The sequence below is a fragment of the Prevotella sp. oral taxon 317 str. F0108 genome (assembly GCF_000162415.1).
GTDB classification, from domain to species: Bacteria; Bacteroidota; Bacteroidia; order Bacteroidales; family Bacteroidaceae; genus Prevotella; species Prevotella conceptionensis.
In genome coordinates, this window is sequence record NZ_GG740074.1 from 58,699 (window position 1) to 74,961 (window position 16,263).

11 protein-coding genes are annotated in these 16,263 nt (G+C 46.0%); 4 read left to right on the forward strand and 7 right to left on the reverse strand.

Annotation, left to right across the window (positions count from 1 at the left end; all coding sequences use genetic code 11):
* Positions 1 to 140: 140 nt before the first annotated feature.
* Together HMPREF0670_RS15330 and HMPREF0670_RS09740 are read left to right on the forward strand one after the other, a co-directional pair.
* Positions 141 to 1,589: a hypothetical protein gene (locus HMPREF0670_RS15330; RefSeq protein WP_052296879.1), complete on the forward strand. Its 1,449-nt coding sequence runs from the start codon at positions 141 to 143 to the stop codon at positions 1,587 to 1,589.
* A 9-nt stretch (positions 1,590 to 1,598) separates the two neighbouring features.
* Positions 1,599 to 2,126, forward strand: a complete 528-nt coding sequence (locus HMPREF0670_RS09740; protein ID WP_009230986.1) for a DUF6646 family protein — start codon at positions 1,599 to 1,601, stop codon at positions 2,124 to 2,126.
* An 86-nt stretch (positions 2,127 to 2,212) separates the two neighbouring features.
* Here HMPREF0670_RS09740 and HMPREF0670_RS09745 read toward each other — a convergent pair whose 3' ends face one another.
* Positions 2,213 to 3,556 (reverse strand): DUF389 domain-containing protein, encoded by a 1,344-nt coding sequence (locus HMPREF0670_RS09745; RefSeq protein WP_044078102.1) that lies wholly within the window; start codon positions 3,554 to 3,556, stop codon positions 2,213 to 2,215.
* 1,679 nt (positions 3,557 to 5,235) lie between these two features.
* Here HMPREF0670_RS09745 and nhaA point away from each other — a divergent pair.
* Positions 5,236 to 6,579, forward strand: coding sequence for a Na+/H+ antiporter NhaA (gene nhaA, locus HMPREF0670_RS09750; protein ID WP_009230988.1), 1,344 nt, complete (start codon positions 5,236 to 5,238; stop codon positions 6,577 to 6,579).
* Between the two features lie 34 nt (positions 6,580 to 6,613).
* Here nhaA and HMPREF0670_RS09755 read toward each other — a convergent pair whose 3' ends face one another.
* Positions 6,614 to 7,456 (reverse strand): S1 RNA-binding domain-containing protein, encoded by an 843-nt coding sequence (locus tag HMPREF0670_RS09755; protein ID WP_009230989.1) that lies wholly within the window; start codon positions 7,454 to 7,456, stop codon positions 6,614 to 6,616.
* A gap of 250 nt (positions 7,457 to 7,706) precedes the next feature.
* Between HMPREF0670_RS09755 and HMPREF0670_RS09760 the strand changes: the two genes are divergently transcribed.
* On the forward strand, positions 7,707 to 8,933 hold the full coding sequence (locus HMPREF0670_RS09760) for a uracil-xanthine permease family protein (protein WP_009230991.1): 1,227 nt from the start codon (positions 7,707 to 7,709) through the stop codon (positions 8,931 to 8,933).
* A gap of 603 nt (positions 8,934 to 9,536) precedes the next feature.
* On the opposite strand, the gene HMPREF0670_RS09765 is transcribed toward HMPREF0670_RS09760, so the two are convergent.
* The 5 genes from HMPREF0670_RS09765 to HMPREF0670_RS09785 all read right to left on the reverse strand — a co-directional run bounded on the left by HMPREF0670_RS09765 (position 9,537) and on the right by HMPREF0670_RS09785 (position 16,137).
* Positions 9,537 to 10,031, reverse strand: coding sequence for a hypothetical protein (locus HMPREF0670_RS09765; protein ID WP_044078103.1), 495 nt, complete (start codon positions 10,029 to 10,031; stop codon positions 9,537 to 9,539).
* A gap of 1 nt (position 10,032) precedes the next feature.
* Positions 10,033 to 10,698 (reverse strand): hypothetical protein, encoded by a 666-nt coding sequence (locus HMPREF0670_RS09770; RefSeq protein ID WP_009230993.1) that lies wholly within the window; start codon positions 10,696 to 10,698, stop codon positions 10,033 to 10,035.
* A gap of 450 nt (positions 10,699 to 11,148) precedes the next feature.
* Positions 11,149 to 13,461, reverse strand: coding sequence for a GH92 family glycosyl hydrolase (locus HMPREF0670_RS09775; RefSeq protein WP_232213897.1), 2,313 nt, complete (start codon positions 13,459 to 13,461; stop codon positions 11,149 to 11,151).
* A 404-nt stretch (positions 13,462 to 13,865) separates the two neighbouring features.
* Complete coding sequence (locus HMPREF0670_RS09780) at positions 13,866 to 14,336, reverse strand: hypothetical protein (protein ID WP_044078104.1); 471 nt, start codon at positions 14,334 to 14,336, stop codon at positions 13,866 to 13,868.
* A 781-nt stretch (positions 14,337 to 15,117) separates the two neighbouring features.
* Positions 15,118 to 16,137: an aspartate-semialdehyde dehydrogenase gene (locus HMPREF0670_RS09785; RefSeq protein WP_009230996.1), complete on the reverse strand. Its 1,020-nt coding sequence runs from the start codon at positions 16,135 to 16,137 to the stop codon at positions 15,118 to 15,120.
* Positions 16,138 to 16,263: the final 126 nt, after the last annotated feature.

Sequence of the window (16,263 nt, forward strand, 5' to 3'; positions counted from 1 at the left end):
TGCCTTTTCGCCAACAAAAGGTTAAAGAAACAGCCCAACACGCCATGACACGCCGTTTTTGTGCAAACGGATACCGAACAAACACACTTCGCCCACCGCGCGAAGGCACTAAGAAAACAAACCAACAAAACGATAACGATATGAAAACAATTACCTTAATGGCTTTGGCCATGTGCCTAAATCTGCTTTCGGCAATGGCACAAGTAACAGCAAGAATTGAGTATCCGCACCGCGGAGACTATGAAGACCAAGTGGTTGCACCCCTTGGCGAACGTGGACTTATTGTCTATTCGTTTGCCAAAAAGGCCGATGAAGGCAAGCGATACTTCAAAACCGAGTACCTCTCTACCGACCTCAAACCCCTTTTTACCGACTCAACGCTGATAGACGACGACTTGTATTTCTACAGTTGCACCTTCAACAACGATGTCAACTACACCGTTTTGCGCGCCCGAAGTGGGGCTTTCTCGGTGTACGCCTTCAACACGAAAGACCACAAAACAAAGGTCACCGACAGCGAATACACACGCAAAGCCAGCATGCGCGACCTTGTTATACACGATGGTAAGCTGGTTTTCAGCTCCACGCAGAAACGTTTGGAGCGCATTGGCATTGTAGATCTCAACACAGGTGAAAGCCGTTTTGCCGACATACACATACCCGGCGTAAGAGATAGAAAGGTGTTTATACTGCAAAACACCATTCTCGACAACATCATCTACGCCGTTGTAAAGGGCGAACGCGAACTTTACTTGGCACGCGTAGACTTCAACGGCACGCAGTTGGGCATTACCAACCTCACCACCGACATCGACCAAGACCTGCTTTCGGCATCGCTTTCTAAGGCCAACAACAAGTATTTCATGACTGGAACCTACACCAAGAGCAAGAAAGGCGGCGCGCAAGGCATCTATTTTGCACAGCTGGAAAACTGGCAAATTAAGAAACAGCGGTTCGTTAACTTCCTCGACTTGAAGAATTTCACCGATTATATGAGCGACAGGCGCAAGGCCAGGATAGAACGAAAGAAAGAAAAAGCCGAAAAGGCTGGTAAGGAATACAGCCTGAAATACAACATCGCATCGCACGGCATCATGACCGACGGCAAGGATTACTTTTATCTTGGCGAGGCCTTCTATCCCACTTACGTAACCTATTGGGCCGGAACGGTAATGGTAACCCAGTTTAACGGCTATGCCTACACCCACGCCGTGCTGGCCAAGTTCGATGCCGACTGCAACCTACTTTGGGACAATTGCTTTGAAATGCGCCCCCGACAAAAGCCCATGTACGTAAAGCGCTTTATCTCGGCTGGCATTAAGAAAAACGATGTAGACCTTGTTTATGCCGACGATAAGATGCTCGTTTCTAAGCTTTTCAACAACAAAACGGGCGAAGTGGCACAAGAACGCAAGTCGGAAATGATTGAAACAGACAACGAAGACGAGGATGTTAAGAAGATGAGATACTCTGGAACGCTGCACTGGTACGGCAAAAACTTCATCGTCTACGGCAGGCAAATCATCAAAAACCACAACACCGGCGAACGCCGCAAGGTATTCTCAATCACCAAATACACCATTAAATAAGCACAACACATGAAAACAACACGCAACACACAAGGGCTTGCACGTCTGTTTGCAGCCCTACTCCTTGCCTTTTGCTCGGCAACACCACTCTTTGCACAAGCATTCGACGGCAGCGACGACAGTAAGATATACCTCGGCTACACCAATGTAGGCGGCAGGCATGGAGTTGAAATAGGCTACGAAGAAGGCATCAACGACTTTCTTTCGTATGGCGCAAAGTTCACCACGCTACGCTATAAGGACGACGAAGGCGAGAAAGAGTCTAGGTTTTACGACTTTTCCGACCTCGGCATTTATCTAAACTACCATTTCATGGAAGTGTTAAAGCTACCCGATAACTTCGACATTTACGTAGGCCCGATACTTAGTACCAAAACCATGTCCTTGCAAACGGGCGTGCGCTATAACTTCGGCGAGGTGTTCGGCGTATACGGCTCAGTGCAATACAACTTCTTCGAGACCATAACCATAGGCAGCAACTTAGGCGTTTACCCCGAAAAGTTCGCTTTCTCGGCAGGTTTCACCATCAGCATATAATGGTGTAGGCCGCCGAACAGCTGTTAAAACAAAACATTAAGGCGTTGCCTTCCACGCGCAATACGTGGCATAGGCAACGCCTTTTCTTATTGTACTACCAACCGAAGGCTATCCACTTTAAGCCTTGCACGCATCCATTGGTGCAATCGTTTCTTGTCCGTTGGCGACAGTTTCCCCTTGCAGTCAACAACGGCCAATACATATTGCGTTGTGGCCGTTGTGTCAACGCGGGCCTCGGCAACGTTGCCCAGACTGATACTTGTGGTTTGCGGACAAACGGCTTGTATCTCCGTACGCATGTCGCTGGCCAATTTTGGCAGGCGTTCATACTTTCGGTTTTTGGCTTTCAACGCCTGTATTTCGTAAGCCTGCTCCAAAAGTTTCGTGTTCTTTGCCTGCGATGCACCGCCATTTACGTTGAGCATTTGGCTCAACATTAGGCTATCCGTCTGCGTACCCTGTATCACGTTCAGCTTAAACTGCTCCAACTTATACTCCTCCATACGCCTTCGGGCATCCGTTATTTCCGCCTCAGTAAGGCGTTTTCCCACGGTTACGATGTTCAGCGAACTGCTCTTATCGTCTATCTTGTGCGAGATAATTTGTGCGCCCTTCGTCTCAAACTCATCCTTAACGAACTTCAAGATGGCGTTTTCCTGCACACTCTCGCGCACAATTTGCACGGTCATGTAGGCGGCGGGCAGCATCGTAAGCACCACTGCGCCTATCATATAGCGGTTAACAACGGCCAAGCGCGCTGCATCCACACTGTCCTTACGTTTAAACCGCAACATCCGCACCCCCAAGAACGTGGCTAGGGCGATGAAAACCGTGTTGATGAAGTACAGGTAAAACGCCCCGAAGAAATACGAAAGGTTGCCAACGGCCAGTCCATAACCTGCCGTACACAGCGGCGGCATCAAGGCTGTGGCGATGGCAACACCCGGCAGTACGTTGCCTTTACCCTTTGTACAAAGCGCCAAAATACCTGCCGCACCACCGAAGAGGGCGATGAGCACATCGTAAAGCGTGGGCGACGTACGGGCAAGAAGTTCAGATTGCGCCTCGGTTAGCGGTGTAATGATGAAATAAAGCGTGGCCGTAATCACACTGATAACCGTTGCCACGAGGTAATGTGTGGCCGAACGTTTAAGCAACTCCAAGTCGGTGATGCCCACTGCCAAGCCCATACCAATGATAGGACCCATCAATGGCGAGATAAGCATGGCACCGATGATTACGGCCGTGGAGTTAACGTTCAGTCCAAGCGATGCAATGAGGATGGCAAAGATTAGCACCCAAAGGTTTGCACCGTGGAAAATAACACCGCTGTTTATCTGTTTGATGGTTTCTTTCTCGTTCTCTTTGTCGGGCAGGGCGTTGAAGTAGCCTTTCACCACCTGCCAAAGTGTATGTTCACTGTTTGTCATGTTTCTGTTATTTAGCTGCAAAATTACACGTTTAAGCTGACATTCGCAAATAGAGCGTGGGTTGACTTTGAATATTTCTACAAATGTAGGGTGTTTTATTATCTTTGTAATGCCAACACAAAACAAGCACCCTTCTCATATACAAAGTGCAGCACAAACAAACTCACTGGGTTATGAACGCACGAAAACTCAACAACTCAGCAACACATCAACGCACAAACTTACAAACTCAGAAACTCAAAAAATTATAAACTCATTTACTTACAAACTCAAAAACTTATAAACTCACAAACTTATAAACTCATCAACTTGCAAACTCAAAAACTCACAAACTGATAAACACATCAACTTACAAACTCAAAAACTTACAAACTGATAAACACATCAACTTACAAACTCAAAAACTTACAAACTCAAAAACTTAAATCGTTATTTTTTATTTTACAACTCCGCGCAAATTTTCTCTCCGTTCTAGCGCAAATATGGATCAAAAAGCAGGTAAAATGCCACTATTTTTAACCTTTCACACCTTTCTGTTTGTCTGTTTTTAAGAACACAACCTGCATTTAGCACCATTTTGCCTTTCTAGATTGGTTGCCAACTCATTATTATTAACGCCCCAAAACACGCTTTTTGCCCCTAAAACCCCACTTTTTAATGGCCATTTTGCCCTTTCTAGCCATAAAAACAGGGCTCGAAAAGGTTATGTTTATGCAATTGCAGTGTTATTTTTATGCTTAACGGCTTGCATTTAGCAGCAAATCGCACTGCATTTAGCAGCATTTTACCTTGCATTTAGCAGCAAAACGCACTGCATTTAGCACCAAAACGCACTACGTTTAGCAGCATATTACACTAAATTTAGCAACAAATAGCCCGAAAACAGCTGCAAATGGCGGTTTCTTTAAATAAAAATTCATTTCCCACATTCACTTGCCACCCCCTTTTTAGCACCAAAACCAACCTCCGCAAGAATCGTTTTTTTGCGGCAAGGTGAGCGATTGGTTGCCTGAAAGGGCACTCATAATGTTAAATTTCGCACCGAAAACTAGACAAAAACGATTGTATTGTTTACGCGAACACGGTAAACAGCATGCGAAGCACGTACGCTAACAACACGAGCGATTGCGTCACAGGCTGCTCATGGGCAACGTAGACAGCAGCATGGAAACGAAGAAGTAATCTATCATCTTCTCTTGACGTTGCCCGCTACGCCCTCAAAAATAAGGCAGGCAATATGCTCAACAACACACAAAATCTGCACAGGCTCTGATAAACTGATTGGGGTTAAAAGTGAAGACTACTTCATATTAAAGTTTCTTTTTCGTTCCTCTTAAAAGTGCGTTTTCTCGCCATGACAATGTCCGAGCAAGCTCGACATTGTTCATTTGGCTTAACGAAAACGTTCTTTTCTCGTTCCTCGAAAAGTGCGTTTTCTCGCCATGGCAATGTTCGAGCAAGCTCGACGTTGCTCATTTGGCTTAACGAAAACGTTCAAAAAACATGCTTTGGCCACTTCGCCAAACGCATTATTTTTCGTACTTTTGCATAAGTTAAGCTGCGTTCGGCAATAAGAAAAACAGGTTTTTCTTTTCAAATTAGTTGCCCAAGGCATCACATTGCCAACGCGCAACAATGAAACGCACCATTAGTTCATTAGATTTTTCAATAAAAAACAAATGAGGCAACATTATCAAAAAGAGTTAGAAAACAGACTTGTCATACCCACTTTGCAGTTTCTTCACCGCGAACGTTCAAGCGGAATTGTGCTTGGCATCTTCGTGTTGTTGGCCTTGGTGTTGGCCAATTCGCCCCTGCGCGATACCTACACCCATTTTCTTGAACATCATTTCGGGTTCTCGGTAAACGGACAAAACTATCTTGATTTCAGTTTAGAGCATTGGATTAACGACGGACTGATGTCGATGTTCTTCTTCGTTGTGGGGCTAGAACTGAAACGCGAGTTCATCGGGGGCGAGCTTCGCGACCTGCGAAAGGTTACTATTCCCGTGGTTGCAGCCCTTTGCGGCATGCTTTTCCCCGCCGCCATTTACCTTTTATTCAATGCAGGCACCCCCACTGCGCACGGCTGGGGAATACCAATGGCCACCGATATTGCCTTTGCTTTGGCCGTACTTCAACTCTTGGGCAATCGCGTTCCCATGTCGGCCAAGGTGTTTCTTACCACGCTGGCCATCGTCGACGACCTCGGTTCGGTGGTCATCATCGCCCTATTTTATACCACCGAAATTTCATTGGCCAGCTTAGTCATTGGCTTTGTGGTGCTGGCCGTGATGCTTGCAGGCAACCGCTTGGGCATAAAAAGCGTGTGGTTTTATGGTGTGTTGGGCATTGGCGGCGTGTGGGTGGCCTTCCTAACATCGGGCATTCATGCCACTATCTCAGCAGTTTTGGCCGCAATGGTTATTCCTGCCGATGCACGAATACCCGAGGCAGCCTTCATTGCACGCATTAAAAAACTGACACGACAATTCGAAAACGCCGCCCCCAACGACGTGCGAACCCTCGAACCCGAACAAGTGGAGATACTGGCACGCGTGCAAGCCGACTCGTCTAGGGCCATTCCGCCCCTGCAAAAGCTCGAACATGGCTTGCATCCCTTTGTTTCGTTCGTGGTGATGCCCATCTTCGCCCTTGCCAATGCAGGCGTTTCGTTTGTTGATTTAGATTTCGGCGCGGTGCTTTCTAATGGTGTGGCCATTGGTGTTTTGGCCGGTTTGCTGGTTGGCAAGCCTGCTGGCATTGTCTTCGCCGTATGGATTACCGAGCGATTGGGGCTTGGCAAACGTTCGCGCGGAATGACTTGGCAGCGCATTCTGGGTCTAGGATTTCTTGCGGGCATAGGTTTCACCATGTCGATGTTTGTCACCATGCTCGCCTTTACCTCGCCCGAACATGCCATACAATCTAAGATTGGCATCTTCGCGGCATCAATTCTTGGCGGAATTGTAGGCTACATCATCTTGCGAAAGCCCAGCCATAGCAGCAAGAAAAGGGCTTAATGCAAAGGCGCAGGGCAAGAAGGGGGCGTACAGCCTAACCTTGAACAAGCCGCACGCCGCCTTCTTCTATCGTTATCAAACGACGTTTGTACAAGTCGCCCACAGCCTTTTTATACACCTTTTTGCTCACCTCGAAACGGCGTTTAATGTCTTCGGCAGGGCTTTTGTCGCCCAAATCGCAAAATCCGCCGTTGTCTTTTAGGTATTGCAAAAGTGTTTCGGCAAAGTCTATTGTTTGCTTGCGTCCCTGTGGTTGCAAGCTCACGTCTATCTTTCCATCGGGTCTTACGCCCATGATATAGCCACGAAGACGGTCGCCAACATGCAATGGGCGGAACACTTGCGAACGATATACCAGTCCTGGATAGGCGTTATCGACAATCACTTTGAACCCAAGTTCGGTGGTTTGCCATACCAACAGGTCTACTTCGTCGCCCGAACAGTATGGTGGAAAGTCGGTGGCGAAGAAGTGTTCAACCTTTGCCGAGGCTGCTATGCGATAGCTTTCTTCGTCTATAAACACGGCCACCACGTAGCTTTCGCCAATCTCCATGTGCTGCTTTTGCTCCCTAAACGGACAAAAGAGGTCTTTCATCAGTCCCCAATTCAAGAAAGCACCGTGCAGGTTAACCCACGACACTTGCAAGTAAGCAAACTCGCCCACCTTGGCCAGCGGTGTTTCGGTGGTGGCCACAAGGCGTTCGTCTTGGTCTAGGTAAAGAAAAACATCAAGCTTATCGCCCAGTTTACAGCCCTTTGGCACATAACGCTTGGGCAAAAGCACCTCGCCCTCATCGCCAGCATCTAAGTACATGCCAAACTCCACTTCCTTTACAACTTCTAGTTGGTTATAATCTCCTAGTTTTATTCTTGCCATTCGCTTATTCAAAATAATTAAGTTTGCCGTTTGTGCAAATGTACGCAAAAATGCTGGAAATGTATTAACTTTGCAATGGATAACGTGCAATCGAGGTGAAGAAAGTTGCCTTGCGGTGCCGTATAAGCCAGCCCCATGCGCTGTTACAGGCCAGTTTTTGGCGACCGACAGCGCATAATCGGCGGCCATGCCGCAGCAGTGTGCAGCCCATTTCACCCTTTTTCTCTTATGCGAACAACATCAATATATAATGGAACAAATACAACTCACAGCAAGCAAACGCATAGTCGTTGGCGTTCAATTTCTCTTTGTGGCGTTCGGTGCAACGGTATTAGTGCCGTTACTTGTGGGGCTCGACCCCTCAACTGCGCTCCTCACAGCAGGCTTGGGAACATTTATCTTTCATTTCTTAACGAAAGGTAAGGTTCCCATTTTTCTTGGTTCGAGCTTTGCTTTCATCGCTCCCATCATCGCAGCCAGCAAACAATGGGGCATGCCTGGCACCTTGGCGGGCCTTGTTGGCGTTTCGTTAGTCTACTTTGTGATGAGTGCCTTGGTGCGTTGGCAAGGCAAACGCCTGCTCCGCAAGCTCTTCCCGCCCGTAGTTATCGGTCCTGTAATCATCCTTATCGGCCTTTCGCTCTCGTCGGCAGCGGTAGACATGGCCAAAACCAATTGGATTTTGGCGCTTGCATCACTGGTAACGGCCATCTTGGTGCTAACCCTTGGGCGCGGACTGCTTAAACTTGTGCCAGTGGTTAGCGGCATTGCGGTGGGCTATGTGCTGGCTTTCTTCATGGATGAGGTAGATTTTCAGCCAGTGATAGACGCCCAATGGTTCGCCCTACCTGCTAGTTTGGCTCATTTTTCGTTGCCGCAATTTAGCTGGGAACCCTTACTCTTCATGATTCCCGTGGCCATTGCGCCTGTGATAGAGCACATCGGCGACGTGTATGTGGTGGGTGCTGTGGCCGATAAAGACTTTACCAAAGACCCAGGATTGCATCGCACGCTTTTGGGCGACGGTGCTGCATGTCTTGCTAGTGCTTTATTGGCAGGCCCTCCCGTCACCACTTACTCGGAAGTTACGGGTGCAATGAGCATCACCAAAGTAACGTCGCCTGCCGTAATACGTATCTCCGCAGCCACGGCCATCGTGTTCTCAGTTATCGGTAAGCTTAGTGCGTTGTTGCGAAGTATTCCCCAAGCCGTGCTGGGTGGCATCATGTTGTTGCTCTTCGGCACCATTGCCAGCGTGGGTTTGCTCAACCTGATGCGCAATAAAGTAGACCTAAACCAAACGCGCAACATCATTATCATTGCCGTAACGCTCACTATGGGCATCGGCGGTGCCGTGCTTTCTTACGGCAACTTCGCCATTAGCGGCATCGGCTTATCGGCTATTGTGGGTATAACCCTTAACCTTTGCTTGCCGCAAGAGAAAGATAGGAAGGAGGAAGAAGAGAAAAATAACTAGGCATACGTTGGTATAAAACCTATCATGCTTATAATAAAGTTGCCTTGTTTGGTTGTAGATGGGTTGCAATTATCTTGGCTTGTCAGATTTATAATGTGTCAGATGAGAAGTGACAATTATCGAGCAATCAGCAGTCTTTATGGGGGCAGCATACATACTACTCTACGATTTTGACAACAATTATACATTTGCTCAGGTAAAAAAGCATATATGGCTATACAAAACGGTCTTTATGTGTATCTGTTAATATTCCTATCACTATGGTATGCTTACGATTACATCTAGACAAGTTTATTGCAGCATTTGGCTTGCCACACTATATACGTTTTATCATAGTATTGTTGTTCTTTTAGCTCTGCTCATTCTCGTTTTATAGCGAAAAGCTGTGTCTATGCTTATTTTTTGGAAAGGAAAGGCCCAGAACTAGCTATTTTAACTATTTATCGGGTTTTGAAAATGCTTTAAAAGCATTTTCAAAACCCGATAAAACAGACTTCCGTTGATTTATGCTCATGAAGTTTAGGTGCAATAAACTCTTGGAAGATGAAGAAGACTGCAATGAAACCTGACTAAAAGTTGATGCTTTTCCTTCTTCTGAGAGTTCTATTCTTCAGAAGATTTCTTAAATTCCACTTTCTTCCACTCATTAGGGTATATTCTTTTTACTCTGTATTCGATCTCGTCAACGCCATAACCCTTTGTTTTCTCTAAAATCTGCTCCATCCAGTCGTCCGTGTTCGATATGCTTTGCCAAAACTCATGATCATCGACATTCATGTCTAACCTAATTTCAAGTATTACGACATTAGGATTTAAAGTGTCGATTTCTGTTGAAGAATAATTGTAGAATACCACTCCCCTTGCACGTTCTGCTCCCCAAAGCCCCGATGACATAGTAGACATGTGCTTGATAGGAAATTTTCTTCTCTTAAGCTCTTTATACAAAAACTCTGCTGGCTTACCATAGAAGACTCGCCTTTCTTCAACAAGATATTTTGCTATTTCGAGTGCAGCGTTTTGTTCGCTCTTTTCTTTCTGAGCAAAAAGGTTGAATGACAAAAAGCCCAACAACCACATTATTGATATTAATCGCTTCATATCATTGGCATTTTATTGGTTTGTAAATATTTACTCCTCTTTTCGTTTTCAGTGGGCTAACATCATAAATTTGAGTTGCCTTTCCATGCTTACGCGAATGCCTTACAATGCTAATTCCACCGTCCATAAGTTTAATAACAAGGGCTAACTTTATAAGCTCTTTATCTATTTTATTGAGATTTTCATAACTGCATTTGTTCTTTGTAAGCAAATCTTGGAAGATTCCTTTTTCTACAAACGAGTTGTTGTTATCAATTTCTCCCTTTAATCTCTCACTAAGTTTTGCAGCCTTGTCCCTATCTGTAATGACAAGACTATAGAAACTAGAATCTTGTGGAATGTATACCATTGTTGCCTTATATTTTGGTCGTCCTTGAAAGTCTGCTGCAATATTGCAAATCTGTTCTAAATCTCGTGGTGATGGGGGGAGCATGTTGACATGACTGTGAACAGAGTACACCGTTGAACGACCTGAATAGGTTGTTGAATTGAAGGGATTCTTATCGGTGTGAACGGGATTTATAGATATTTCCCCATCCAAATCGTCGGCAGCAATACTATATTCATAGTTTAGATTCTTTGAAGAAATATCGACAAATTCAGAGAATGGTATGTAATGATATATAGTTCCTTTTTGTTCTTCTGCAGAAAATAAGTCACCGACCATTGTTGATACCTGATGTTTTTATGACACATGGCTCTATAAATTCATGACAATCTTCTTCGACCTCTGTGTATTATGTATATAATTCTTTTTCTTTTTTAGGTGTTTCAACTGAACCTGTTTTTGAACTATTGGTGCCATTATCCACATATCCGACCCGTGATTTGTAGGACTTGGTTCATGCTCTCTTCTTGGTTCATCAGTGTTAGTAATGCAAAGTTAGTGAAAAAACAAATAGGTTGTTATCTTTTGAGTATGTTTCTTTATAAGGAATTTACAGTCTACTTTGGTTACAAGCTGTTTAATTAGTAAACCGAATGCCTGTTGATTGGTAAATTTGTTAACTCGTCAACTCAAACATGTTGTTAAAATGAAGAGTTGACGAGTTGACCAATTAGTAGGTGCAGCCATTGTTTCATCCTTTCACCTTTCCCTTCTCTCGTCATAAACGACCTAACGAGATGGTTCGCTTTTCAGTTCGAACGTTAGGTTGCCACCCTTCAAAAGCTCTTCGTGCGACACGCGATAGCCTTTAAATGGCTTGCTGCCAAGAGTGATGGCGTTGATGAAAATGTCGGTGGGCAGTTGACGTTTTGCCTCGATAACCAACTCGTTGCGTCCCCATTGTTCCTTGTCTAAGTGAATGGTTACGCGGTTGAACACGGGCGAAGAGAGCGTGTAGGCAGGCTTGCCGGGGCAGTCGGGATAAAAGCCCATCATGTTAAACACGAGCCATGCCGACATCGTTCCTGTGTCGTCGTTGCCTGGTATGCCGTCGGGCGCGTTCTTAAAGTACTTAGCCATCAGCCGATGAAGTTCTTTTTGCGTGCGCCACTCGTCGCCTTTGAAGTACGAAAACAAGTGCGGATAAGCAATGTCGGGTTCGTTGGCAGGGTCGTATAGATCCTTATCAAACACCATTTGCAGCTTTTCCACAAAGTTTTTTTGTCCACCCATCAGCTTGGCAAGCCCCATTACGTCGTGCGGAACATAGAAAGTGTAGTTCCAAGCGTTGCCTTCGTGAAAGCCCGGACTAGGCTCGAAGTTCTCGCCTTGCTTGGGATTGAAGGGCGAATAAAACTTGCCGTTGGGCAAAATGGGCCTGAATGTGCCGTATTCTTTGCTATAATAGTGGCGATAACCCAACGAACGGTTGTAGAACAGTCGCGCATCGGCTTTCTTTCCCAAGGCGTTGGCTAGGCGCGAGAGGGAGTTGTCGGCGATATAGTACTCTAACGCGTGCGAAACAGAATTGTCGTACTGTTCGCGCAGCGGCACATAGCCCAGCGAAAGGTAGTCGTCGTTGTCTGGACGAAGCAAGTTTTGGGAGCCAGGAGTGGTTGCGCCCTTGCGCATAGCCTCGTATGCCGTGTTGATGTCGTAGCCGCGTAGCCCTTTAAGCCACGTGTCTACGATAACGGGAATGGCTGGGTCGCCCTCCATCGTATAGGTTTCGCGACCGTATAGCTCCCATTTGGGCAGCCAACCATGCTCGCGATACATGTCTATCATGGTGCGAACCATGTCGCGTTGGCGGTTGGGATAAACCAAAGTAAGCAGTTGGTGCACGTTGCGATAGGTGTCCCACAGCGAAAACACGGTGTAACGGTTGCCTTCGCGCATGGTTTTCACCTCGCCCGTTTCAAGTGTTGGGTACTGCCCGTTAACGTCTTGCAAGACGTTGGGGTGCAACAAGGCGTGGTAAAGGGCCGTGTAGAACACCGTTCGCTGGTCTTCTGTTCCGCCTTCCACCTCTATTCGCGAGAGGTCTTTGTTCCAAGCGTTGCGCGCTTCTTCCTTTATCGTGTCGAAATCTTTGCCCTTTTGTTCGGCATCGAGGTTCTCGCGGGCATTGGCCATGCTAACAAACGATACGCCCATACGTACTACAACGGGTTCGTTGCCACGGCTATCGAAGTTGAGATACACACCAACATCGTCGCCAGCTATCTCTTTCGTGTAGTTGGTGTATAGCTTATATTTGCCGTTGTCCTTATCCCATTCGGCCTCAACTCCCGTCATGGGGCGTTGTTTTTTCCAATATCCTGCTGCCGTTGGCTTGGTGTCTACGCGCATAACAAAATAAATGGGGAACACGGCTTGTGGGTTGTAACAGAACGTTCCCAGCAGTTTCACGCCCTCGTATTCGGTTTCGCTCACACGGCGAACCATCGCTCCCGACTCGTTTGTCAGTCCTTCGCCCAGGTTAAGCAAGATGTTGCTCTTGCCTTTGGGAAACCAAAAACGCGCCATCGAGGTGCGCGGGGTGGCCGTCACCTCGGTGCGCACATCGTAACGAGGTAGGAAATTGGTGTAATAACCTGGCGATGCCTTTTGCATCATCATAGGACTGCCATACGCTTTGTAGTCTACTTCGAGCTTACCTGTTGTGGGCATGAGCAGCAACGAACCCAAATCGGGACAGCCAACGCCGCTAAGGTTGACGTGAGAATAGCCTGTGAAGTAGATGTTGTGGTACTCGTAGGGTGTAGACCACCAACGCGCATCCTTATCAAACTTGTTGTTGGCGGAGCCCATCACGTTGAAAGGCACTACCGACATCAAGCCGTTTGGACACACAGCACCTGGGTTTGTGGTGCCGAAATTGGTTGTTCCGATAAAGGCGTTAACGTAATCTACCGGCTGTTTCTCGGCCTTAGCCGTGCCAGACAGCAAGAAAGCAAAAAGCAAAAGCGCCGCACAAAGGCCGTAACGACCAAGGGTACGCAGCGCAAAAGATGGTTTGAGGGAATGATTTATGGGCATGTCGCTCTATTAATAATGGTTTTTAAGTGGGCAAAGGGCAAGTTTCGGGCTCGCGCTTGCAGCCCCTACGGGCGTGGCTAGCATGCCCAATAGCACACTGCTGCCACCGTTTCTTGCCTTCGTCTTGCAAAAATACGCAAAATAAGCCATACCTACAAACATTGGTTGCGAGTTTGTTAGGAGGTGAGTTTGTGAGTTTATGGGGAGATAAGTGGCTGAGATTTATTCAAGGTGTATTAAGACTATTAACAGAAACACCATTGAAGGTTTTTCTCTCATCGTACTATTTCATATTTTGTCTTTAATGTTGTGTACAGAGAAAATCCCTTCAATGATGTTACTTTTAGATTTCTTTGATGCCTTTCGAGACAGCAGAGAAACACGTTAAATGTTCGTTTTAAGAGTCATAATGTAACCCCAGCGGCTCTATTTCTTTTGTAATAGGCGTATAGAATGATAGAGGCCAGCATCAGCATTCCTATCAATATACAATCCTTTAAGGTTGGTTCACCCTTCACATTGGCAGCAACATAGCAAGGAACAGAGATAAAACACACGATTGCCAGCACCTTTGCCCCACTAGAAAAGTAGGCCTTTCTGAAAGCCTTATCTATAATGTACCTGTCTATTCCCTCATGACTTTCTATAAAGACCTGTTTCTTGGCTTCGTAATCAATGCTGTAATGCCTGCCTATACCAAACCAGATAAGCGCCCAACCAAGGAAAAAGGCACTCGAAATAAAGCCACCTGTTTCCTCATCTACGAAATAACTAAATGGAGAATTTGTTAGATATAGATAAGAACCAAAAAGAATTACAAGGAATAACATCCATGCTATCATGGATATTATTCCGTTTTTAATATGTTTATTCATACCTGTTACTCCTTAACTTTAAGCAAACAAATGCCGAACTTATTTAGCTCGTCCAACGACATTCAAGTCCCGATGTCCTCAATTGTCGCTTAGCGGGTTTCTTCCTTCACACGAGTTTCATTCATGTTGGCTCGCGCCCTCAAACAGATTCCTCGCAATATCTTGATTCACAGCATCAACAACTTCCAGACTTGTTACAGAACTAACAGAAGAAATTCCCGATTTAGAAGAACTTAAAGAACTGCAAATGCTTGCCGAACATTCATTATGTACGTTAACAAACTTTCCTCTTGAGCAATTCATTCATCACTCTGAGAAACCGAAACTTATTTTCTTTCAAATTCTAAATAACAAGCGGCAACACTAAATGTCATGGCCGCCATAACAAAGATTGTACTCTTTTGCATAAGCAACAATTGTTTAGTTAAAGGTTAAAATAAGCCATGTATCGAATGCAAATATATTAAAAATTCAAACGCAACGAACAGAATCAAAACCAAATTATCACGATTTTAACCATATTTAGCAGCACAACCTTCAACCCTATTGTCCTTCTATACGACAAAAAGAGAAACAAATATAACACAAACTGCTTAAAGCATAAATATCAGTGGCCCACCTTTCCATAAGACATAATAAGTACACCATCTGCATATTGACTAATTCATGTGCACAAACAAAAAAACGGGGCGCACAAACGCGCCCCAATAAGTTTGCCACACTGCCATTTAGCCATGCAACAGATGTATTTTGCTATAACTTTCTGCCAAACAAAGGCGTATTATCCCTTCGTCAGCGTCTTATCATTTTTCATCAGATATTCGGCAATCTGCACGGCATTGAGTGCTGCGCCCTTGCGAATTTGGTCGCCGCTTAGCCACAACGTCAGTCCGTTTTCATCGGCCAAGTCTTTTCTGATGCGGCCAACAAAGATGTCGTCTTTACCTCCCGTCTCCAACGGCATGGGGTAAACGCCTTGCGAAGGGTCGTCTTTCAGCGTGCAACCAGGTGCGGCGGCGATGGCTTTACGTGCCTCTTCCACCGACAACGGACGTTCGGTTTCAATCCAAACACTTTCCGAATGCGACCTAAGCGAGCTCACCCTTACACACGTTGCAGAGCACTTGGCGTCGGTGTGCATAATCTTTTGCGTTTCGTGATACATCTTCATCTCTTCCTTCGTGTAGCCGTTATCGGTGAAAACGTCTACCTGCGGAATCACGTTATAGGCCAGTTGGTGCGGAAACCTGCTCACTGTGGGCTCTTCGCCGTTAACCAATTGGCTGTATTGTGTTTGCAATTCGGCCATAGCAGCAGCACCTGCGCCACTTGCGCTTTGGTAACTAGACACGCGAATGCGCTTGATGTGCGACAGCTTTTCCAGCGGTTGCAACACCACCACCATCATAATCGTGGTGCAATTGGGGTTGGCCACAATGCCGCGTGGGTGGTTCAATGCGTCTTCGGCATTGCATTCGGGTACCACCAGTGGCACTTCGGGGTCCATACGGAAGGCACTTGAATTGTCTATCATCACCGTTCCGTGTTTCGTAATGGTCTCGGCAAACTCCTTAGATGTACCTCCACCAGCCGACACGAAAGCGATATCCACGCCGCGGAAGTCGTCGTTGTGCTGCAAAAGCCTAACAACATGCTCTTTGCCGTTAAACAAATAAGTGCGCCCTGCGCTGCGTTCCGACCCGAAAAGCAATAGTTCGTCGATGGGAAAGGCACGCTCTGACAATATCCGCAAGAACTCTTGACCCACCGCGCCACTTGCGCCTACAATTGCTACTTTCATTTCCTTCTCTTTTAAAATAATGATATATTGCATTGCAAATGTACAACTTTCCACGTTTATACGCATCTTTTTGATATATTTTTTGCAACTTTGCAGTGATAAAGACAAGCAACGCCGCTGCCAAAG

What these genes read in the sequence shown, in the direction of transcription:
- HMPREF0670_RS09760 (WP_009230991.1), top strand. Translation starts at nt 7,707, where the DNA reads ATGGAACAAATACAACTCACAGCAAGCAAACGCATAGTCGTTGGCGTT.
- HMPREF0670_RS09765 (WP_044078103.1), bottom strand. Translation starts at nt 10,031, where the DNA reads ATGAAGCGATTAATATCAATAATGTGGTTGTTGGGCTTTTTGTCATTC.
- HMPREF0670_RS09780 (WP_044078104.1), bottom strand. Translation starts at nt 14,336, where the DNA reads ATGAATAAACATATTAAAAACGGAATAATATCCATGATAGCATGGATG.
- HMPREF0670_RS15330 (WP_052296879.1), top strand. Translation starts at nt 141, where the DNA reads ATGAAAACAATTACCTTAATGGCTTTGGCCATGTGCCTAAATCTGCTT.
- HMPREF0670_RS09740 (WP_009230986.1), top strand. Translation starts at nt 1,599, where the DNA reads ATGAAAACAACACGCAACACACAAGGGCTTGCACGTCTGTTTGCAGCC.
- HMPREF0670_RS09775 (WP_232213897.1), bottom strand. Translation starts at nt 13,461, where the DNA reads ATGCCCATAAATCATTCCCTCAAACCATCTTTTGCGCTGCGTACCCTT.
- nhaA (WP_009230988.1), top strand. Translation starts at nt 5,236, where the DNA reads ATGAGGCAACATTATCAAAAAGAGTTAGAAAACAGACTTGTCATACCC.
- HMPREF0670_RS09745 (WP_044078102.1), bottom strand. Translation starts at nt 3,556, where the DNA reads ATGACAAACAGTGAACATACACTTTGGCAGGTGGTGAAAGGCTACTTC.
- HMPREF0670_RS09785 (WP_009230996.1), bottom strand. Translation starts at nt 16,137, where the DNA reads ATGAAAGTAGCAATTGTAGGCGCAAGTGGCGCGGTGGGTCAAGAGTTC.
- HMPREF0670_RS09755 (WP_009230989.1), bottom strand. Translation starts at nt 7,456, where the DNA reads ATGGCAAGAATAAAACTAGGAGATTATAACCAACTAGAAGTTGTAAAG.
- HMPREF0670_RS09770 (WP_009230993.1), bottom strand. Translation starts at nt 10,698, where the DNA reads ATGGTCGGTGACTTATTTTCTGCAGAAGAACAAAAAGGAACTATATAT.